This window comes from Pseudomonas sp. NPDC087803 (assembly GCF_044742995.1).
Classification (GTDB): Bacteria; Pseudomonadota; Gammaproteobacteria; order Pseudomonadales; family Pseudomonadaceae; genus Aquipseudomonas.
Genome location: NZ_JBIUVO010000053.1, coordinates 14980 through 35828 on the forward strand (window position 1 = coordinate 14980; position 20849 = coordinate 35828).

A 20849-nucleotide genomic window follows, 5' to 3' on the forward strand; every position below is an offset into this window, starting at 1 on the left:
TCAGGCATATAATTTGCTTAAGTTTGGCGCTCCGGCGCCCTGTAGTGGATGGCGCATGCGCGCCGGCGAATAAGGTGTTAAGCCCCTGCCATGAAACCATCGCTAGTCTTGAGAATGGGCCAGCAGCTGACGATGACACCGCAGCTGCAACAGGCCATCCGTCTGCTCCAATTGTCGACCCTGGACCTGCAACAGGAAATCCAGGAGGCCCTGGAATCCAATCCGATGCTCGAACGCCAGGAAGAAGGCGACGACTTCGACAACTCCGATCCTTTGGCCGACAACGTCGAACAAAAACCCAACACCGATATTCAGGAACCCTCCTATCAGGAAACCGCCCCGACGGTGGACAACCTGGAGGAAGGCGAATGGAACGAGCGCATTCCCAACGAGCTGCCGGTCGATACCGCCTGGGAAGACGTCTACCAGACCAGCGCCAGCAGCCTGCCCAGCAGCGATGATGACGAGTGGGACTTCACCACCCGCACCTCCGCCGGAGAAAGCCTGCAAAGCCATTTGCTGTGGCAATTGAACCTGGCGCCGATGTCCGACACCGACCGCCTGATCGCCGTGACCCTGATCGACTGCATCAACAATCAGGGCTACCTCGACGAAACCCTCGAAGAAATTCTCGACGCCTTTGATCCGGAGCTCGACATCGAGCTGGACGAGATCGAAGCCGTCCTGCACCGCATCCAGCAGTTTGAACCGGCTGGCATCGGCGCCCGCAACCTCGGCGAATGCCTGCTGCTGCAACTGCGCCAGCTCCCGGCCAAGACCCCGTGGCTCAACGAAGCCAAGCGTCTGGTCAGCGATTACATCGACTTGCTCGGCAGCCGCGACTACAGCCAGTTGATGCGGCGCATGAAGCTCAAGGAAGACGAGCTGCGTCAGGTCATCGAGCTGGTGCAGAGCCTCAATCCGCGCCCGGGTTCACAGATCGAATCGACCGAAGCCGAGTACGTGGTGCCTGACGTCATTGTGCGCAAGGACAACGAACGCTGGCTGGTCGAGCTGAATCAGGAGTCGGTGCCACGTCTGCGGGTCAACGCGCAGTACGCCGGTTTCGTCCGTCGCGCCGACACCAGCGCCGATAACACCTTCATGCGCAATCAGTTGCAGGAAGCGCGCTGGTTCATCAAGAGCCTGCAAAGCCGCAACGAAACCCTGATGAAAGTCGCCACCCAGATCGTCGAGCATCAACGCGGCTTCCTGGAATACGGCGACGAAGCCATGAAGCCGTTGGTCCTGCACGACATCGCGGAAGCGGTCGGCATGCACGAATCGACGATTTCCCGGGTTACCACGCAGAAATTCATGCATACCCCGCGGGGCATTTATGAACTGAAATACTTTTTCTCCAGCCACGTCAGCACCTCGGAAGGCGGCGAATGCTCGTCCACGGCGATCCGCGCGATCATCAAGAAACTGGTTGCGGCGGAAAATCAGAAAAAGCCGTTGAGTGACAGCAAGATCGCTGGTTTACTGGAGGCACAAGGCATTCAGGTGGCTCGCCGCACCGTCGCCAAGTACCGTGAATCCCTCGGGATCGCGCCTTCGAGCGAACGCAAGCGGTTGATGTAAGCCACGTTACAGCGTTCCAGTGGCAGGCTCTTCGGCCTGCCGCTTTATGCACTGGCAACGAAGGAGAAGCTGTATGCAAGTCAACATCAGTGGACACCAACTGGAAGTGACCCAACCTCTGCGTTCCTATATCGAGGAAAAACTCCAACGACTGGAGCGCCATTTCGACAAGATCACCAACGTGCAGGTCACGATGTGCGTCGAAAAGCTGAAGCAGAAAATCGAAGCCACCTTGCATATACCCGGCAGCGAAGTGGTCGCCAACGCAGAAGATACCGACATGTACGCTGCGATCGACGCACTGACCGACAAGCTGGATCGCCAACTCAAAAAGCATAAGGAAAAGACCCAGAGCCTCCTCCAGGGCGCGACAGGTCGTTAACACCCCCAACCCATGATCCGACTTGAAAGTATCCTGACCCCCGGCCGTTCCTTGGTGAACGTGCCGGGCGGCAGTAAAAAGAAAGCCCTCGAACAGATTGCCAACCTGATCGCCCGCGAAGTGCCGGATCTGGAGATGCAAGATGTCTTCGAGGCGCTGATCGCCCGTGAGAAACTCGGTTCCACCGGTTTCGGCAACGGCATCGCCATTCCCCACTGTCGCCTCAAAGGTTGCACCGAGCCTGTCAGCGCCTTGCTGCACCTTGATGCCCCCATCGATTTCGATGCCATCGACGGCGCGCCGGTTGACCTGCTGTTTGTCCTGCTGGTCCCGGAAGCTGCCACCGATGCACACCTGGAATTACTGCGCCAGATCGCCAGCATGCTCGATCGCAAGGAAGTGCGCGAAAAACTGCGCAGCGCACCGAGCAATGAAGCCTTGTATCAGGTCGTCCTGAGCGAGCAGAACGGTCACTAATCATGCGCTTGATCATTGTCAGCGGCCGTTCCGGCTCGGGTAAAAGTACTGCCCTGGATGTCCTTGAGGACAACGGTTACTACTGCATCGACAACCTGCCCGCCGGCTTGCTGCCGGAACTGGCTGAGCGCGCTCTGGTTCATACCGAACTGGCCCAGCCGCTGGTCGCCGTATCGATCGACGCGCGTAATTTGCCGAGCCACCTGTCGCGTTTCCCCGAATTGCTGGAAGAAGTCCGCAGCCGGCACATCCAATGTGATGTGTTGTATCTGGATGCCGACGAAGAAACCCTGCTTAAACGCTTCTCGGAAACCCGTCGTCGCCACCCGCTGAGCACCGCCAATCGTTCGTTGGCCGAAGCGATCAACGACGAGACCGCCCTGCTCGGCCCGATTGCCGACCTGGCCGACCTCAAGGTCAACACCACCAATCTGAACCTGTACCAGTTGCGCGACACCATCAAGCTGCGCCTGCTGAATCAGCCGGAGCCGGGTACCGCGTTTCTGGTCGAGTCGTTCGGTTTCAAGCGCGGCATGCCGGTGGATGCGGACCTGGTGTTCGACGTGCGCTGCCTGCCGAACCCGTATTGGAAGCCAGAATTGCGCGCGCAATCCGGTCTCGATGCACCGGTGGCCGAGTACCTGGCGGCGCAGCCGGAGGTCGAGGAAATGTTCCAGGACATCTACGGCTACCTGAATAAATGGCTGCCGCGCTTTGCCGCGAGCAATCGCGCCTATGTCACCATCGCCATTGGCTGCACCGGCGGGCATCACCGCTCCGTTTACCTGACCGAACGCCTGGGTCAGGCCCTGCAGAAAACCCTGAAGAACGTCCAGGTTCGCCACCGCGACCTCACTTAAAGGATTCACACCGCGATGCCTGCTCGTGAAATCGAAATCATCAACAAATTGGGTCTGCATGCCCGGGCATCGGCCAAATTCGTCGGCGTGGCCGGCAAGTTTCCGGAGACCACGATAAGAGTCGGTCGCACGCCCGAGACAGCAGTGGACGGCAAAAGCATCATGGCGATGATGATGCTCGCGGCCGGCAAGGGCACCAAAATACATTTGAGCACCGAAGGCGAACAGGCTGAGGAGGCCATGGATGCTTTGGTGGAGTTGATCAACAACTACTTCGACGAAGGTGGTTGATCGTTAAAGATCAAAAGATCAAAAGATCGCAGCCTGCGGCAGCTCCTACATTGGAATGCATTTTCCTGTAGGAGCTGCCGCAGGCTGCGATCTTTTGATCTGCTTCAACCCAACGCGGTATCCATCACCATCATCAGACAGAACCCGATCAGCAAGCCAAGGCTGGCCATTTTGTCATGACCATTGCGGCGCGACTCGGGGATGACCTCATGAGTCACCACCAGCAACATCGCCCCCGCCGCCAGCGCCAACCCCAGTGGCAGTAGCAGCTCTGCCAGGCTGACCAGCCACGCACAGAGCAGCGCAAACACCGGCTCCACCAGACCTGACGCCGCACCGATCAGGAACGCCCTGACCCGCGACATCCCCGCCCCGGCCAACACCAGCGCGATGACCAATCCCTCCGGTACATCCTGCAAGGCGATGCCCATCGCCAGACTGTCGGCATCCGGCATGCCGCCACCCGCAGACACCCCCACCGCCATGCCTTCCGGAATGTTGTGGGCAATGATGGCGAAGACGAACAGCCAGATCCGCGGCGCAATCATCGGGTGCTCAGGGGTGCCGACGAGCGTTTGCGGTGAGGCACCGGACAGTTTCAGATCCACCAGATACAAACCGAACGCGCCGAGCATGATGCCGAAGCAGATCAGCCCACTGGCGGCCCACGGTGTCAGGCCCAGACTTTCGGCGGCGCCAATGCCCGGCATGATCAGCGAAAACGCGGTCGCCGCCAGCATCACGCCGGCGCCGAAACCCAGTAGCGTATCGCTGAGCATCTGCGGCATGCGCCGGATCACCAACACCGGTACCGCGCCGAGCGCCGTGCCGAGCGCGCAGATCGCACCACCCTGCAGAGCCCGTGACAGCTTCGGCTGCAAATCCAGCCATTCCAGGCCGTGCGCCGCCAACAGCGTCATGCCCGCCAGCAGCAACAGCGACCCGACCGCGTAGCGAAACATGCGCCCACCGCCAATCGCCAGTGTTTCAGTGCCCATAGTCAGCCTTGGATTGTTCTTATAGATGACTTAAACCAGTGCAGCCTGGTAGCGCGCCGCAACTTCAGGCCAATTGATTACGTTGTAGAACGCGTTGATGTATTCCGGACGACGGTTCTGATAGCGCAGGTAGTAGGCGTGCTCCCAGACGTCCAGACCGAGAATCGGCGTATTGCCATTCATCAGCGGACTGTCCTGATTGCCGCTGCTTTCCACGATCAGCTTCTGCTCGGGGGTGACACTGAGCCAAGCCCAGCCGCTGCCGAATCGGGTCAGCGCGGCCTTGGTGAACGCTTCCTTGAAACTGTCGAGACCGCCCAATTGATCATCAATGGCCTTGGCCAGCGCGCCGTCCGGCTTGCCACCGCCGTTGGGCACCATGACTTCCCAGAACAGCGAATGGTTGGCGTGGCCGCCGCCTTGGTTGATCACCGCCGCGCGGAGTTTTTCCGGCAACTGCTGAACGCTGGCGACCAGTTTTTCCACCGGCCATTCGGCGTACTCGGTGCCTTCGACGGCTGCGTTGAGGTTATTGATGTAGGTCTGGTGGTGCTTGGTGTAATGGATCTCCATGGTCTGCGCATCAATATGCGGTTCCAGGGCGTCGTAGGCGTAGGGCAAGGCAGGCAAGGTAAAAGCCATTTCAGTGGACTCCATGGTGATGTGAGGCAGACGCGCGGCGCGCATTGCCGGTATCCGGGTGTAGCAGGCGCTGGGTGCGCGGGTACTCGCCGTGTTCGCTGATGAAATTCAGCAGCTCGACGTAGGTCTTGCTGCTCTGGCGCAACGCCGCTTCCCGCAGGGCCGGGCGCAGGCGCTCGTCCTGCATGGTCTGCAACAGCCGCTGGTGGATCGCGCAAAGGTACTCGGCGCTTTCCTCCGGCTGGTTTAGGCGCAGGTGCAGATCCGCCAGGTTGTGGTGGGAAATGACGCAGGCCGCCACCGCTTCGTCGGCATCCGCCCAGCGCTCGAACAACACTTGTGCCAGCGCCAGGGCTTGCAGATAAGCCTCGCGGGCATCAATCAGCTCGCCCAGCATGAAGCAGCGATTGGCCCGTTCGATCGTGCGTTTCCAGTGCTCCATGGTGAGCCTCCAAAGCGGTTGCGGGGTTTACACGCCGCCGGCGGTGAGTTTCTCGGGGTTGAGCAACTCTTCCAGTTGGCTGCGCGACAGATCGGTGTGTTCCAGCGCGACATCAATCACCGGGCGGCCTTGCTTGTAGGCCTGCTTGGCGATTTCGGCGGCTTTCTGGTAACCGATGATCGGGTTGAGCGCGGTGACCAGAATCGGGTTGCGCGACAGCGCTTCTTTGAGCCGCGACTCGTTGACCTTGAAGCTGGCGATGGCCTTGTCACCGAGCAGACGACTGGCATTGGCCAGCAGTTCGATGCTGCTCAGCAGGTTCTGGGCGATGATCGGCAGCATCACGTTCAGTTCGAAATTGCCCGACTGGCCAGCGATGGTGATCACCGAATCGTTGCCGATGACTTGCGCAGCAACCATCGCAGTAGCTTCCGGGATCACCGGGTTGACCTTGCCCGGCATGATCGAGGAGCCCGGTTGCAGGCCTTCGAGTTCGATCTCGCCGAGGCCGGCGAGCGGGCCGGAGTTCATCCAGCGCAGGTCGTTGGCGATTTTCATCAGCGACACGGCGGTGGCCTTGAGCTGGCCGGAGACGGCGACGGCGGTGTCCTGTGAACCGATCAGCGCGAACAGATCCTTGCCCGGGGTGAATTGCACGTTCGTCAGTTGGCTCAGCTGGCGGCTGAAACGCGCGGCGAACTCCGGATGCGCATTGATTCCGGTGCCGACCGCTGTACCGCCTTGTGCCAGCGATTGCAGGCTCGGCAGCAAGTCTTGCAGATGACCGATGTTGGCCTTGAGCTGTTGTGCCCAGCCATTGAGCACCTGGCTCATGCGCACCGGCATCGCGTCCATCAAATGGGTGCGACCGGTTTTGACGTGGTGATGCACCTGTCCAGCTTTGTTTTCGATGACCTGCACCAGGTGCAGCAGCGCCGGCAGCAATTGTTCATGCAAGGCCAGCGCGGCGCTGACGTGGATGGTGGTCGGGATGATGTCGTTGCTGCTCTGGCCGCAGTTGACGTGATCGTTGGCATTGACCGGTTCGTCGAGCAGGCGGCTGGCCAGGGTCGCGATCACTTCGTTGGCGTTCATGTTGGAGCTGGTGCCGGAACCGGTCTGGAAGATATCCACCGGAAAATGCTGCATGAAGTCACCTTCGAGCAGGCCTTGCGCGGCATCGTTGATGGCCTTGCCCTGCGCGGCGCTGATCTGGTTGAGCTCGACGTTGGCCCGGGCGGCAGCGGCTTTGGCGAGGATCAGCGCACGAATGAATTGCGTCGGCATCGGTTGGCCGCTGATCGGGAAGTTATCCACTGCGCGCTGGGTTTGCGCGCCGTAGAGAGCGTCCACCGGCACCTGCAATTCGCCCATGCTGTCGCGCTCAATACGTGTCTTGGTCATCTGAAAATCCTTGCACCAGTTCAATGAGAGGAATCGAGGGAAGCAACTCGCAGGTCGCCAGTTGCCAGGTGTAGCGCTGCCAGCGCTGGAGCCGGCAGTTGCACAGCGACAGGCGCTCCATTTCACGCAGCGGGCGCCAGGCTTGATCGAGACAGAGGCTGCGCCAGTGCCACGGCAACGCGATGTCGGTGGCTGTGTCGAGCAGCAAACGGAAGGAGGTTTCAGCGATGGTCCACGGGGAAGTTGCCGTACAGCAGGCCAGATAACGGCCTTCGGCCAGGTAATGTTCGATCAGGCGCGGTTCGTCGGGATCCATCGCGCAACGGATCTGGCGACTCATCCAGCGCCAGCTTTCGAGGTACGGCTGCTCGTGCAAGGCAGAACTCATGATCCGGGACTCGTTCGGAGATGAGATTCATTATTAGATGATAATGAGAACCAAAACAAGAGCGCCTTTGTAGGAGCTGCCGCAGGCTGCGATCTTTTGATTTTGCTTTCACACACAAGATCAAGAGATCGCAGCCTGCGGCAGCTCCTACAGGGCGGACATAAAAAAGGCGCGCTATCCGGGTGGATGGCGCGCCTTGCTTGTCTGACCGCTGGGGCTTAGCTGCCCGCGACAGTCATCCGCTCGATCAGCACCGAGCCCGTGCGAATATTGCTGCGCAGCTCCAGATCATTACCGACCGCGACGATCTGCTTGAACATGTCGCGCATGTTGCCGGCGATAGTCACTTCCTGCACCGCGAACTGGATTTCGCCATTCTCGACCCAGAAACCCGCCGCGCCGCGCGAGTAATCGCCGGTCACCATGTTCAAGCCATGTCCCATCAGCTCCGTGACCAACAGTCCACGGCCCATGCGCCGCAGGAGCGCCGCCTGATCTTCGTCACCGTGAGTGACGAACAGGTTGTGCACGCCGCCGGCGTTGGCGGTGCTCGGCATGCCCAGTTTGCGTCCGGAGTAGGTCCCGAGGATGTACGACACCAGTTCGCCCTTCTCGACGAACGGCTTGGCGTAAGTGGCCAGACCATCGCCGTCGTAGGACGCACTGCCCATGGCGCGCATCAAGTGTGGACGCTCGTCGATGGTCAGCCACTCGGGGAACAGCTTCTGCCCCAAGGTGCCTTCGAGGAACGACGACTTGCGATACAGGCTGCCGCCGGATACCGCCGACAGGAAGCTGCCGAACAAGCCACCCGCCAGCTCGGCGGAAAACAGCACAGGCACTTCGCAGGTCGGCACCGGACGCGCACCCAGACGGCTCGCGGCCCGTTGCGCGGCACGCTGGCCGATGCTCACCGGATCGGCCAGCAAACTGCCCTGCCGATTGACGTCATACCAGTAATCGCGCTGCATCTGGCCATCGGCTTCGGCGATCATCACGCAGCTCAGGCTGTGCCGGGTCGACGCATAACCGCCGATGAACCCGTGGCTGTTGCCATACACGCGGCAGCCCTGATGGGTACTGAGTGTGGTGCCGTCGGCGTTTTTGATTCGCGCATCAGCGTCGAATGCGGCCGCTTCACACAGCAAAGCTTTTTCGATGGCCTGCTCCGGAGTGATGTCCCATTCGTGGAACAGATCAAAATCCTGCAGGTCCCTGGCCATCAGCGCCGCATCAGCGAGGCCCGAAGCTTCGTCTTCAGAGGTGTGTTTGGCGATGGCCAGTGCAGCGGCAACGGTTTCACGAATCGCATCCGGGCCGGTGGCGGAGGTGCTGGCCGAGCCTTTGCGCTGGCCGACGTACAGGGTGATGCCGAAGCCCTGGTCGCGGTTGAACTCGACCGTTTCGACCTCACGCTGGCGCACCGACGTTGACAAACCCTGCTCCAGCGACACCGCGACTTCGCAGGCACTGGCGCCCTGACGCTTGGCTTCGGCGATGATCTGCTCGACCTGTTCCTGCAGTGCCGGCAATGCCTGCGGGCCGACGCTTTGAACTGCACTCATGCTCATCTCCACTCAAATTCTGCTTTCGGCTGGGGTCATCGAGCGACCGGGCCGGACAAGCGGCCCCCGACTGGTTATCATGGCGGCGTTTCTTTGCGGACTGCCACCATGGTTGATTCTTACGACGACTCCCTCGATACGGGAGAAAAAAGCAAATCTCAGGTCAAACGCGAGCTGCATGCTCTGGTTGACCTTGGCGAGCGCCTTACGACACTCAAGCCCGACTTGCAGGCAAAACTGCCATTGACCGACGCTTTGCGCCGGGCCCTGGCCGATGCGCCGAAGCACACCGCGAACATCGCGCGTAAACGGCACCTGCAGTTCATCGGCAAACTGATGCGCGATCAGGACACTGACGCGATTCTTGTCTTGCTCGATCAACTCGATGCCTCCACCCGTCAGTACAACGAGCGTTTCCACAACCTCGAACGCTGGCGTGACCGCCTGATCGCCGGTGACGATGCCGTGCTGGAGAAATTCGTCGTCGAATACCCCGACGCTGATCGCCAGCAACTGCGTTCCCTGATCCGTCAGGCTCAGCACGAGGTTGCGCAAAACAAACCTCCTGCTTCCAGCCGCAAGATCTTCAAGTACATCCGTGAGCTGGACGATACGCAACGCGGCCTGCGTTGATACTCGCCCCTGTAGGAGCTGCCGCAGGCTGCGATCTTTTGACTTTGATCGGTAAAAGCAAGATCAAAAGATCGCAGCCTGCGGCAGCTCCTACAGAGGATGTTTCCATCCTTATGCGCCCGTGCCACCCACGGTGATCGCATCGATTTTCAGCGTCGGCTGACCAACACCCACCGGCACTGATTGCCCGTCCTTGCCGCACGTACCCACACCGCTGTCCAGCGCCAGATCGTTACCGACCATCGACACCCGGCTCATCGCCTCGGGACCGTTGCCGATCAACGTCGCGCCCTTGACCGGCGCAGTGATCTTGCCGTCCTCGATCAGGTACGCCTCGCTGGTGGAGAACACGAACTTGCCGCTGGTGATGTCGACCTGACCGCCGCCAAGGTTGGCGCAGTAGATGCCCTTCTTCACCGAAGCGATGATTTCCGCCGGATCGCTCTCGCCACCGAGCATGTAAGTGTTGGTCATGCGCGGCATCGGCAGATGCGCGTAAGACTCACGACGACCGTTGCCGGTACGGGCCACGCCCATCAGGCGCGCGTTGAGCTTGTCCTGCATGTAGCCCTTGAGCACGCCGTTTTCGATCAGCGTGGTGCACTCGGTCGGGGTGCCTTCGTCGTCGACGCTCAGCGAGCCGCGACGACCACTCAACGTACCGTCATCGACGATGGTGCAGAGCTTGGAAGCGACCATTTCGCCCATCCGCCCGCTGTAGGCCGAACTGCCCTTGCGGTTGAAGTCGCCTTCCAGACCGTGGCCGACCGCTTCATGCAGGAGTACGCCGGACCAGCCCGACCCGAGGACCACAGGCAAGGTACCGGCCGGCGCCGGAATCGCTTCGAGGTTCACCAGCGCCTGACGCAGTGCTTCCCGGGCATAGCCCATGGCGCGGTCTTCGGCGAGAAAATAACGGTAGTCGGTACGCCCGCCACCGCCATGCCCGCCACGCTCGCGACGGCCATTCTGCTCGACGATCACGCTGACGTTGAAACGCACCAGCGGGCGCACATCAGCGGCCAGGCCACCGTCGGTGGAGGCCACCAGAATCCGCTCCCAGACCCCGGCCATGCTCACGCTGACCTGCTGAATCCGTGGATCGAGGGCGCGAGTAGCGACGTCGATGCGCTTGAGCAGCTCGACTTTCTCGGCGCGGCTCAGCACTTCCAAAGGGTTATCCGGCGCATACAACTGCGCGACGTCCTGAGTGCTGAACGCCTGCACCGTGCCGTTCTGCCCGGCGCGGGAGATCGAGCGCGCGGCACGGGCCGCAGCGCCGAGGGCTTCGAGGGTGATCGCGTTGCTGTAGGCAAAACCGGTTTTCTCACCGGACTGCGCACGCACGCCGACACCCTGGTCGAGGTTGAAGCTGCCTTCCTTGACGATACCGTCTTCCAGTGCCCACGACTCGGAGATCTGGCCCTGGAAATACAGGTCGGCAGCGTCGATGCCCGGGCCGGCCAGATCGCCGAGCACGCCTTGCAGGCTCTCGATCGTCACGCCGCCGGGCGCCAACAGGTGATCACTGACTGAGGACAACAACTCGCTCATAGGTTTACGCCTTAAATTCATGTTCTGAAGCAGGCCGCTGGGCGCCCTGCGAGAAAAACCGCCGATGACTCATCACCGGCATTCGCGCCCTGATGGACGCTTGTTCAGCACTGTCGCGTTCGGCCAACAACACCGCTTCGCCTTGATCCTGATGCGCCAGCACACGGCCCCATGGGTCGACAATCGCCGCATGACCGAAGGTCTCACGCGGTCCCGGGTGAGTCCCGCCCTGCGCTGCCGCCAACACATAACACTGGGTCTCGATGGCCCGGGCGCGAATCAGCACGTCCCAATGCGCCGCACCGGTCACCGCAGTAAAGGCCGACGGGGCGGTGATCAATTCGGCACCGGCGGCGCGCAACTCGCTGTACAGCTCCGGGAAACGCAGGTCGTAACACACGGTCAGGCCAACCCGGCCGACCGGCGTGTCCGCTACCACCACGCCACTGCCATAAGCATAGTCATCGGATTCACGATACTGCCCGCGATTGTCCGCCACATCGACATCGAACAGGTGCAGCTTGTCATACCGCGCCACGGTTTCACCCTGATCGTTGACCAGCAGCGAACAGGCGTGGGACTTGGCCTGCGGTTGCCCGAGCGGCGGCAACGGCAACGTGCCGGCCACTATCCATAACTTGAGGTCGCGGGCGGTCTGTTTCAACCATGGCAGGATCGGCCCTTCGCCGAGCGCTTCGGCGCGGCCGATATCGGCGATGTCACGACGGCCCATGGCGGCGAAGTTTTCCGGCAGTACCGCCAGCTTCGCGCCGCCGGCCGCTGCCTGTTCGAGCAGACGCCGGGCCTGGGCCAGATTGGCCAGCACATCACTCTGGCTGACCATTTGAATCACCGCTAAAGACATGGCCGCTCCTCGGAATCTGCACATAACCATGTAGGAGCTGCCGCAGGCTGCGATCTTTTTGATTTTGCTTTTAAAAACCAGATCAAAAGATCGCAGCCTGCGGCAGCTCCTACAAAGGGGATAGCGTCATGCTACTCAAAAAGGCTTGTCGAAGGTGATTTTCGGCTCTTTCCACGGGCCTTTGACCGTGTACTTGACGCTGGCGAAGCGGGCCACGCGGTCGCCGATCAGCTTGTCGATCAGGAACAACGCCCCGCCCACCGCCGGCGCGCCGACGATCAGCGCGGCAATCGGCAGGTTGTTGGTCACCGGCAAGGTCACCAGCAATTTGGCGTCAACCTGCTCACGCACCAGATCCAGCGTCCCGTTGAGCTCCAGATTGCTCGACGGCCCGGTCAGGCGAATCGGCTCGCGAGTGTCATAGACCCCGGCGTTGGCCACCAGCAAGCCCTTGACCCGATCGTAGCTCAGGCCCTTGCCGAACAAGTCGGAGAAGTCCAGACGCAATCTACGGCCGATGGAGTTGAAGTTAAGCAGACCAAACACCCGCAACGCCTGCGCGCCGCCCTCCACTTCAACGAACTGACCTTTATTGAGCGAAGCATCCAGCGTGCCGGAGAAACGCTTGGTCGCCAGCCACGCCGGCGAACCTGGCCAGCGGCCATCGACGTCCATGTGAAACTCTTCACTGGTCACGCTCGGTGCAAAGCCCCAGCCCTTGAGCACATCGGCGAGATTCTTGCCGCTGATCCGGCCCTTGAACCAACTGTTGGTCGCCCCCGGCGCACCTTCCCAGCCGCCATTGCCCTGCAACAGGATGCCCTTGAGCCCCATGTCCAGATTGTTCAACGCGATGCCTTTGCCCGTCGGCCGCACCTTGAGCGACCAGCCACCCACCAGATCCGCGCCGAGGAACAACTGATTGATGGTGATATCCAGCGCGGGGATTTTCGTCGGATCGACCGAGGCCAGCGGGTCGGGCGCATTCTCGTCAGCCTGCACCTTCGGATCCGGTGCCGGCAGGCGCACGTATTGCAGATTGACCGCGATCGGCGCCCCCTTGGCATCGGGCAGGCTGGCCGAACCCTTGGCCTGCTGACTGTCCAGCGCCAGGTTCCACGCCCACGGCTTGCGATTGACCTGCACGGCGGCCTGATCCAGCGTGGTGCCGAACGCGGTGAGTTTGCCGACCTTGAAATCGGCACTGTTGAGCAGTTGCTTGGCGCTGCCACCCGGGTCGTTGCCAGCGTATTTGCTGACCAGATCCTGCCACGGCGCGACGTCCAGCTCCGACAGCACGCCACGAATGCGCAACCCCTTGGTCTCCGGCAGAACCGCGTCGCCGGTACCGAGGAACAGCTCGCCCCGGCCATCGGCGAAATTGCTCGGTGGCGCAGCGAAGGTGAAACTGGCCAGTTGATCGTAGCTGACCCAGTAACGCCGCTCGGCGCCTTGCAGGGTCATGCGGAACACTGTGTCACGGCCCTGCTGGGCCGACATGCCGAACGGTGCCGGCAAATCCACCGCCACCCCTTTCATGTTGGAGCTGACCGTCAACTGGCTGTCGCTGCCGTCGAGGTTGACCTGCAATTGATAGGGAATGGTCCCGGACACCGGCAACGGTTGAGTCACGCCCAGCCAGTCAGTGAGTTTCTTCACCTCGACCTGCCCGGAGGCGGCGACCCGGGTCTTGATCTTGTTCGCGCTGCCATCGGCAAAAATCTGCGCGGTCACTGGCTTGTCGAACGCCTGCGCTGCAATGTTCTGGCCGCTCAGACCCTTGGCGCTGTCAAAACGGAAATCGCCTTTGAGTTGGCTCAGTTCAAGCTTCGGCTCCGCCAGTTTCAGGCGCGCATTGGCGGTCTTGAAGTCGACCAGGATCTTCGGCAGATCACCCTTTTCCAGCGGAATATCGAGTTTGACCTTGCCTTGCAGATCGCCCTCGCCTTCCCAGCCGGCAAAGGTTTCGCCGGTGCCGATCGGCGCGGTCTGCAATATTTTCAGGCCGTCGCCCAGCCCACCGGAAAAACCGCCGTCGAGAAACAGATGGGTATGTTGTCCGGCTTGCACGTGGGGAATGTTGACGAAGACGTCACTGACCTGAGTGTCGAGCAACTGGCCCTTGTCGGCCACGATGCGCACGCCGCTGTCCTCGATGAACACGTCGCCGCTGACCTTGCTCACGTGTGGCCAGCCCGGCTGGAACGCCAGTTCGGCGTCATGCACCTTGAAGAACAGACTGATACTGCGATCCACGTCCTTGGCGTTTTTACTCAGCGAACCCTGGTACTGGAAGAAGCCCTGATCCACAGCGCCCTTGAGGATCGCCGTGCGCAGCCACTCGTCGAGGGCCGGGCTCAAGACTTCGGGCAGGTATTTGGCGGTGTAGCGACCATCGCCATCGACCAGGCCGACGCGCAGGTCCATGTAGTCTTCCTGGCTATGGTCAAAGTGCAGGCGGATCAGGAAGTCGCCGGCAATCTTGCCTTCTTCGCCCAGCACTTTCAGGTAAGGCGCGATCAGGGTGAAACCGTCTTCGTCGAGCTTCCAGGTCAAGCGGGCGTTGGCCTGAATGTATTGCCATGGCTTGGCGAAGATCGGGTCGAGGTGCAGGACGAAATCCTTGCTGTCCATGCGCAGCTCACCACCGTCGAGGTTGCCGCTGAGGCTGCCACTGACGTTGCGCGCCGCCGGAGCACCGTGATAAGCATCGAAACCGACCTTATCGAGGTTGGCAGCGAAACCGAATTTCGAGCCATCGGTGGCGTTGGGACGAAAATCCAGCAGCACGTTGCGCAGTCCGCCCGTCACCTTCAAGTGGTCGACGACCGTGGCAAAGCTTTCGGGCAACGGCCCCAGCGCATTGAGCAGCGGCGTGATCGGCGTCAGATCGAGGCGGTCGGCCTGCAAGTGCCACAGCTCATCGGTTTTATCGGTGGCCACCGTCTGCTTGAGCTGCACATGGGATTCCCAGCGGGTCTCGCCAAAGTTCATCGCCAGCGAATCGAGGGTAACGATCGCCCCCTCGTCATCGCGCTGGTAATAGCCGTTGAGCGCCAGATTGCTGATCTTGATCGGCTTGCGCTCGGCATAAGCGCCAGTCACCTGCGGTGCGTTCAAACGAACGGCAGCGCTTTGCAGGGCGCCGTCGTTCCAGTTCACCCACAGCTCGCCGCCGGCCTTGATCTCGGAAAAATTCCACTGCTGGGTCAAACGCTCGGGCAACCACTTTGACCAGTCGCTTTGCGGCAGGCTGACATAACCCTCCAGCGAACTGTCCGGCAGTTGAGAGGGGCGGATCCGTGTACGCAGGCTCATCGCCACTGGCTGGCCGTCGGGCAAGGTCAGACGGGCGTCGAGACGCTGACGGCTGCTGCCGGTTTTCAGATTGAGGCCGACGTAGGTAAAGGTCATCGGCGCCTGATCCAGCGGCTGCACGGTCACCTGACTGTCGAGCACCGACAGTTGCTGAACCATCTGCGAGCGCTTGAACAATTGCTCGGGATCGAGTGGCTGATCGTTCTGCACCGGCAGGCCTTCCAGGGCCCAGGTGCCGTCCTGCGCTTCCTTGACGCTGATCTTCAGGCCGTTCAGTTCCAGGTGGGCGATGCGTACTTCGCGCGCCAGCACACTGGCCCAGAGATCAGGCACTACACGCACCCGATCCAGACGCAGGGCATTCGCGCCGTCACCGACCATCACATCATGAGCCAGCAGGATCGGCGCAAATCCGCTCCAATTGCCTTCCAGTTCGCCGATCTGTAACGGCATGCCGAGCGCGGCGGTGGCCTTGTCTTCGATATCAGTGCGGTATTCCGCCACCAACGGCGTCAGTTCCCGACCGAGGCTGACGTACAACGCCATCAACACCAGAACCAACGCGCACAGGCCCAGCCCCCAGCGGGTCAGTGTGGCCAAAATGCGTGTCAGACGCTCCATGTCAGTTGGCTCCCATGGCAAAAAAACTACTAAAAGCTGAGGCCAGCCGTTGTGGATTAGTGGTGCTGCAGGGGTTCAGAGCAGCACCACGTCATATTGTTCCTGGGAATACATGGTTTCGACCTGAAAGCGTATGGTCCGGCCGATAAACCCTTCAAGCTCGGCGACGTTACCGGATTCTTCGTCGAGCAGCCGATCCACCACTTTCTGGTTCGCCAACACTCGATAACCCTCGGCCTGATAGGCCCGGGCCTCACGCAGAATCTCGCGGAAAATCTCGTAACAGATGGTTTCCGGGGTCTTCAACTTGCCACGCCCCTGGCAACTGCTGCACGGCTCGCACAGTACTTGTTCAAGACTTTCGCGGGTGCGCTTGCGGGTCATCTGCACCAGGCCCAACTCGGTGATGCCGATGATGTTGGTCTTGGCGTGGTCGCGTTCGAGCTGTTTTTCCAGAGTGCGCAGCACCTGACGCTGATGTTCTTCATCTTCCATGTCGATGAAGTCGATGATGATGATCCCGCCCAGATTGCGCAGGCGCAGTTGCCGGGCAATCGCGGTGGCCGCTTCGAGGTTGGTCTTGAAGATGGTTTCTTCGAGATTGCGATGGCCAACGAACGCGCCGGTGTTGACGTCGATGGTGGTCATGGCTTCCGCCGGATCGACCACCAGATAACCGCCGGACTTGAGCGGCACCTTGCGTTCGAGGGCTTTCTGGATTTCGTCTTCGACGCCATACAGGTCGAAAATCGGCCGCTCGCCCGGATAGTGTTCGAGACGATCGGCAATTTCCGGCATCAGTTCGGCGACGAACTGCGTGGTTTTCTGGAAGGTTTCCCGGGAGTCGATGCGGATCTTCTCGATCTTCGGGCTGACCAGATCGCGCAAGGTGCGCAGGGCCAGACCGAGATCTTCGTAGATCACGCTCGGCGCGCCAATGGTCTTGATCTGCTCGCTGATCTGATCCCACAGGCGGCGCAGATAACGGATGTCCATGAGGATTTCATCGGCCCCGGCACCTTCGGCGGCAGTCCGCAGGATGAAGCCACCGGCCTCCTTGATCCCTTCTTTTGCCACACAATCGCTGACCACCTGCTTGAGGCGTTCGCGCTCGGCTTCGTCTTCGATCTTCAGGGAAATGCCGACGTGGGCGGTGCGCGGCATGTACACCAGATAACGCGACGGAATCGACAGCTGAGTCGTCAGTCGGGCACCTTTCGAGCCGATCGGGTCCTTGGTGACCTGCACCACCAGGCTCTGGCCTTCGTGCACCAGCGCGCTGATGCTTTCCACCGCCGGGCCTTCGCGCAGGGAGATTTCCGAAGCGTGAATGAAGGCCGCACGATCCAGACCGATGTCGACGAATGCCGCCTGCATACCCGGCAGCACCCGGACAATCTTGCCTTTATAGATGTTGCCGACGATCCCGCGCTTTTGCGTGCGCTCAACGTGGACTTCTTGCAGCACACCGTTTTCGACCACCGCCACGCGCGATTCCATCGGCGTGATGTTGATCAGAATCTCTTCACTCATGGCAGGGTCTCGTTCAGGCATGTTCACGATAATGGCCGCATCTTGATCCATACGACGCTCATTGCGCGTTCAGGTTTTGCCAACAGGGTATGCCGAAATGGCCCAACAGTTCTGCGGTTTCGCACACAGGCAGCCCGACCACGGCCGAATAGCTGCCATTGAGCCCCGCGACAAACACCGCGCCGAGGCCCTGAATGCCATAACCGCCGGCCTTGTCCCGGGGTTCGCCACTGGCCCAGTAAGCCGCAGCCTCTTCGCGGCTGATCGGGCGAAACCGCACCAGACTGCGCACCACTCGCGACTCGCAACGCTGGCCTTCCAGCACGGCGACGGCGGTCAGCACTTCATGCTCCTTGCCGGACAACATCATCAGCATGGCGCATGCATCGGCTTCGTCCACCGGTTTGCCAAGAATTTTGCCGTCGAGCACTACGGCGGTGTCCGCGCCCAGCACACAAAACGCCGCGTCGGACAGCAGCGTGCGCCGACCGGCCTCGGCCTTGCCGCGCGCGAGGCGTTCGACATAGGCCGACGGCGATTCTTCAGGGAGCGGGGTTTCATCGATGTCCGCACTGATGGTGGCGAACGGCACGCCGATCTGCGTGAGCAACTCACGCCGACGCGGCGAACCAGAGGCGAGGTAAAGCGGCTTCATCAAGACATCTCCCTTGTCGAGGTGCGGGCACATGCCTGACCGAATCAGTTGATTTTGTAGCGGCGGCGCAATCCACGCAAAGCGAAGCTGACCCAAGGCCAGAGCAAGGCACTGACCAGTGCCGGCAACACCAGCGCCAGGGTCGGCTGACGGTTGCCGGTCAAGGCGCTGAGCCACAGCTGTACCAACTGGGCGAGGCCGAAGATCACCAGGATCACCAGACATTGCTGCCACATCGGGAACATCCGCAAACGCTGCTGCAATGACAGCACCAGGAAGGTGATCAACGTCAGGATCAAGGCGTTCTGACCGAGCAGATCCCCCTGCAGCACATCTTCGGCCAGTCCCAGGCAGAACGCAGTGACCATGCCGACCGTATGCGGCATATACAACGCCCAGAAGGTCAGCAGCAACGCCAGCCATAGGGGCCGCAAGATTTCCATGAACATCGGCAGCGGTGAAACGCTGAGCAGGATGCCGACGACAAACGTCAGCCAGACAATCCAGCCGTTACGCGAAGCAGTAGCCCCGACCATTATTCTTGTCTCCCGGTGTTGGCCGGCGCAGTGACGGGCGGTTTCGCCGCCGGTCGCACAGCCGGCTGGGCTGCTGGCGGTTTGGCCGCCGCCGCAGGCTTGGTCACGGGCGGTTTGCTCGCTGCAGGTTTGGCCGGCGTGGTGCTGGCCGCCGCGGCGGGTGCTGCCGGGGTGACTGGCGCGGCAGCGGCAGCCGGGGTGTTGACGATTTTCGGCACAGTGGCCGGAAGCATCGGGCCACCGCCCTGCGCATCAAGATTTTCCTGGGCCTGCGCCGCATCGTTGGCGCGCTCTTCGGCGGTACGGTTGTCGCTGAACACCAGCAGCAGATAACGGCTACGGTTCAACGCGGCGGTCGGCACCGCGCGGACAATCGCGAAAGGCTGGCCGGAATCGTGGATGACTTCCTTGACCGTCGCCACCGGATAACCGGCCGGGAAGCGCTGACCGAGACCGGAGCTGACCAGCAGATCGCCTTCCTTGATGTCGGCGGTATCGGCGACGTGGCGCAGTTCCAGGCGTTCCGGATTACCGGTACCGCTGGCAATCGCCCGCAGACCGTTTCGGTTCACCTGCACAGGAATGCTGTGAGTGGTGTCGGTCAGCAGCAGCACCCGGGAGGTGTACGGCATCAACTCGACCACCTGGCCCATCAGACCGCGTGCATCGAGCACCGGCTGACCGAGCACCACGCCGTCGCGCTCGCCTTTATTGATGATGATGCGATGGGTGAAGGGATTGGGGTCCATGCCGATCAACTCGGCCACTTCGACCTTTTCGTTGACCAGCGCGGAGGAATTGAGCAACTCGCGCAGCCGCACGTTCTGCTCGGTGAGGGCGGCAAGCTTCTGCATGCGGCCCTGCAGCAGCAGGTTCTCGGTCTTGAGTTTTTCGTTTTCGGCGACAAGCTCGGTGCGGCTGCCGAACTGGCTGGCGATGCCTTCCCACAAGCGACCGGGCAGGTCGGTAATCCAGTAGGCGTCCATCAACACCAGCGACGCTTGTTTGCGCGCAGGCTTGAGCAGGTCGAAGCGGGCATCGACCACCATCAGCGCGACCGACAGCACGGCCAGCACCAACAGGCGCACACCCAACGAAGGGCCTTTGGCGAAAAGCGGTTTAATAAGCCGCTCCTCCCAGGCAAATGTTCTGTTTATTCATACGGCATCAAACCGGCCTGGATGAAGACTGACAGAAGATAAACGCCAACAGGCAGCACTGCAAAGTGCTGCCTGTGCGCTCACCCACGTATTGCAAACCGGCGAATTATTCGCTGGAGAGCAGATCCATGGTGTGTTTATCCATCATTTCCAATGCACGGCCACCGCCGCGAGCAACGCAGGTCAGCGGATCTTCGGCAACGATCACCGGCAGACCGGTTTCCTGGGCCAGCAACTTGTCGAGGTCACGCAGCAGCGCGCCACCACCGGTCAGCACCAGGCCACGCTCGGCGATGTCGGAAGCCAGTTCCGGCGGCGATTGCTCCAGTGCGCTTTTCACCGCCTGAACGATGGTCGCCAGGGACTCTTGCAGAGCTTCCAGCACTTCGTTGGAGTTCAGGGTGAATGCGCGTGGAACGCCTTCGGCCAGGTTGCGACCGCGAACGTCGACTTCGCGAACTTCGCCGCCCGGGTAGGCCGTACCGATTTCCTGCTTGATGCGCTCGGCAGTCGATTCACCGATCAGGCTGCCGTAGTTGCGGCGCACGTAGGTGATGATCGCTTCGTCGAAGCGGTCGCCGCCAACGCGGACGGATTCGGCGTAGACCACACCGTTCAGGGAGATCAGCGCGATTTCAGTGGTACCACCACCGATATCGACGACCATCGAACCGCGTGCTTCTTCAACCGGCAGGCCGGCACCGATCGCAGCGGCCATCGGCTCTTCGATCAGGAACACTTCACGGGCACCGGCGCCAAGGGCCGATTCACGGATGGCACGACGCTCCACCTGGGTGGATTTGCATGGAACGCAGATCAGCACACGAGGGCTGGGCTGCAGAAAACTGTTTTCGTGAAACATGGTGATAAAGTATTTCAGCATATTTTAGCAGAAGCTGAAGTATATAGGAAGAGCACACGTATTAACTCCAGTAACCGAA

At 61.0% G+C, this 20849-nt stretch carries 19 protein-coding genes and 1 pseudogene; 6 read left to right on the forward strand and 14 right to left on the reverse strand.

Going from position 1 to position 20849, the window contains the following annotated elements; genetic code table 11:
- The first annotated feature begins 90 nt into the window (after positions 1-90).
- The 5 genes from ACIOUG_RS21015 to ACIOUG_RS21035 all read left to right on the forward strand — a co-directional run bounded on the left by ACIOUG_RS21015 (position 91) and on the right by ACIOUG_RS21035 (position 3594).
- Positions 91-1584, forward strand: a complete 1494-nt coding sequence (locus tag ACIOUG_RS21015) for an RNA polymerase factor sigma-54 (RefSeq protein ID WP_202370170.1) — start codon at positions 91-93, stop codon at positions 1582-1584.
- Between the two features lie 73 nt (positions 1585-1657).
- On the forward strand, positions 1658-1966 hold the full coding sequence (gene hpf, locus ACIOUG_RS21020) for a ribosome hibernation-promoting factor, HPF/YfiA family (RefSeq protein WP_003221690.1): 309 nt from the start codon (positions 1658-1660) through the stop codon (positions 1964-1966).
- A gap of 12 nt (positions 1967-1978) precedes the next feature.
- Positions 1979-2443 (forward strand): PTS IIA-like nitrogen regulatory protein PtsN, encoded by a 465-nt coding sequence (gene ptsN, locus ACIOUG_RS21025; RefSeq protein WP_401068374.1) that lies wholly within the window; start codon positions 1979-1981, stop codon positions 2441-2443.
- A 2-nt stretch (positions 2444-2445) separates the two neighbouring features.
- Positions 2446-3303, forward strand: a complete 858-nt coding sequence (rapZ, locus tag ACIOUG_RS21030; RefSeq protein WP_401068376.1) for an RNase adapter RapZ — start codon at positions 2446-2448, stop codon at positions 3301-3303.
- Between the two features lie 15 nt (positions 3304-3318).
- On the forward strand, positions 3319-3594 hold the full coding sequence (locus ACIOUG_RS21035; protein WP_252875611.1) for an HPr family phosphocarrier protein: 276 nt from the start codon (positions 3319-3321) through the stop codon (positions 3592-3594).
- 104 nt (positions 3595-3698) lie between these two features.
- Here the strand turns inward: ACIOUG_RS21035 and ACIOUG_RS21040 are convergent, their stop codons facing one another.
- The 6 genes from ACIOUG_RS21040 to pmbA all read right to left on the reverse strand — a co-directional run bounded on the left by ACIOUG_RS21040 (position 3699) and on the right by pmbA (position 9033).
- The gene (locus ACIOUG_RS21040) at positions 3699-4592 is read right to left on the reverse strand and encodes a ZIP family metal transporter (RefSeq protein ID WP_401068377.1); all 894 of its coding nucleotides are present in this window, start codon (positions 4590-4592) and stop codon (positions 3699-3701) included.
- Positions 4593-4622: 30 nt separating this feature from the next.
- Positions 4623-5234, reverse strand: coding sequence for a superoxide dismutase (locus ACIOUG_RS21045; protein ID WP_401068378.1), 612 nt, complete (start codon positions 5232-5234; stop codon positions 4623-4625).
- Between the two features lies 1 nt (position 5235).
- Positions 5236-5676: a hypothetical protein gene (locus ACIOUG_RS21050; RefSeq protein ID WP_007967199.1), complete on the reverse strand. Its 441-nt coding sequence runs from the start codon at positions 5674-5676 to the stop codon at positions 5236-5238.
- A 27-nt stretch (positions 5677-5703) separates the two neighbouring features.
- Entirely contained in the window at positions 5704-7080 is a 1377-nt protein-coding gene (locus ACIOUG_RS21055) for a class II fumarate hydratase (RefSeq protein ID WP_401068381.1), read from the reverse strand.
- Positions 7061-7468, reverse strand: coding sequence for a FagA protein (locus tag ACIOUG_RS21060; protein WP_103521624.1), 408 nt, complete (start codon positions 7466-7468; stop codon positions 7061-7063). The genes ACIOUG_RS21055 and ACIOUG_RS21060 overlap by 20 nt, the downstream gene beginning before the upstream one ends.
- A gap of 218 nt (positions 7469-7686) precedes the next feature.
- Complete coding sequence (gene pmbA, locus ACIOUG_RS21065) at positions 7687-9033, reverse strand: metalloprotease PmbA (protein WP_401068383.1); 1347 nt, start codon at positions 9031-9033, stop codon at positions 7687-7689.
- A 108-nt stretch (positions 9034-9141) separates the two neighbouring features.
- Here pmbA and yjgA point away from each other — a divergent pair, with 108 nt between their 5' ends.
- Entirely contained in the window at positions 9142-9666 is a 525-nt protein-coding gene (gene yjgA / locus ACIOUG_RS21070; protein ID WP_003221672.1) for a ribosome biogenesis factor YjgA, read from the forward strand.
- A 111-nt stretch (positions 9667-9777) separates the two neighbouring features.
- Here yjgA and tldD read toward each other — a convergent pair whose 3' ends face one another.
- The 8 genes and pseudogenes from tldD to ACIOUG_RS21110 form a co-directional block, all read right to left on the reverse strand.
- Positions 9778-11220 (reverse strand): metalloprotease TldD, encoded by a 1443-nt coding sequence (gene tldD, locus ACIOUG_RS21075; RefSeq protein ID WP_093104683.1) that lies wholly within the window; start codon positions 11218-11220, stop codon positions 9778-9780.
- 4 nt (positions 11221-11224) lie between these two features.
- Positions 11225-12085, reverse strand: coding sequence for a carbon-nitrogen hydrolase family protein (locus ACIOUG_RS21080; protein WP_401068385.1), 861 nt, complete (start codon positions 12083-12085; stop codon positions 11225-11227).
- Between the two features lie 135 nt (positions 12086-12220).
- Positions 12221-16024, reverse strand: coding sequence for a YhdP family protein (locus tag ACIOUG_RS21085; protein ID WP_401068387.1), 3804 nt, complete (start codon positions 16022-16024; stop codon positions 12221-12223).
- Positions 16025-16099: 75 nt separating this feature from the next.
- Entirely contained in the window at positions 16100-17557 is a 1458-nt protein-coding gene (gene rng, locus ACIOUG_RS21090) for a ribonuclease G (protein ID WP_401068388.1), read from the reverse strand.
- A 58-nt stretch (positions 17558-17615) separates the two neighbouring features.
- Positions 17616-18212, reverse strand: coding sequence for a Maf family protein (locus ACIOUG_RS21095; RefSeq protein WP_401068389.1), 597 nt, complete (start codon positions 18210-18212; stop codon positions 17616-17618).
- 44 nt (positions 18213-18256) lie between these two features.
- On the reverse strand, positions 18257-18748 hold the full coding sequence (gene mreD / locus ACIOUG_RS21100; protein WP_007961576.1) for a rod shape-determining protein MreD: 492 nt from the start codon (positions 18746-18748) through the stop codon (positions 18257-18259).
- Positions 18748-19872: a rod shape-determining protein MreC gene (mreC, locus tag ACIOUG_RS21105; protein ID WP_401068391.1), complete on the reverse strand. Its 1125-nt coding sequence runs from the start codon at positions 19870-19872 to the stop codon at positions 18748-18750. Before mreC ends, mreD begins: the two co-directional genes overlap by 1 nt.
- Positions 19873-20014: 142 nt before the next feature.
- A pseudogene (locus ACIOUG_RS21110) lies at positions 20015-20791 on the reverse strand (rod shape-determining protein); the annotation flags it as partial.
- Positions 20792-20849 lie beyond the last annotated feature (58 nt).